The 409-nt window shown below is 41.1% G+C and carries 1 protein-coding gene; it reads left to right on the top strand.

The window, feature by feature from the left end:
- Positions 1-164: 164 nt before the first annotated feature.
- Positions 165-409: hypothetical protein (locus Y882_RS20680; protein WP_046973449.1), on the top strand; the 245-nt coding region annotated here is incomplete at its 3' end.

Genomic DNA, 409 nt, shown 5'->3' with positions numbered 1-409 from the left:
ATCGATTTTAAGGCCTCAAAAGAGGCCTGTGCCTTCATAAATTGCCCTACCCTATGTGATTGCCTTCCTGAAACAAACACCCTCTTAAATCGCTTAAAATTAAGCTTGACATCAACGCAGAATTTTTATATGATTATCCCACCAACCAAGCAGAGGAGACTGTCATGGATCATCTTACAAATATAAAAGTCGAAATTGTTAAGCTAAAATTCTTAGGCTTTCGAGACCCCAGCTCTATAACAGCTATAATCATGGATACCCACTTTACAGCAGGCAAGGAATACACTGCCGTCCGTTATACTTGCGGGGATCATAAATCTGCCTACAGTGTTAATACAAACCTCGGTGAGGGATATTTTATCCGTGATATTACGGATCATTTGTGGGGGATGTGGGAGTTGGTGAAGGA

It is taken from the genome of Dyella japonica DSM 16301, from assembly GCF_001010355.1.
In the GTDB taxonomy this organism is placed as follows: Bacteria; Pseudomonadota; Gammaproteobacteria; order Xanthomonadales; family Rhodanobacteraceae; genus Dyella; species Dyella japonica.
This window is presented reverse-complemented; position numbering and strand designations above follow the sequence as displayed.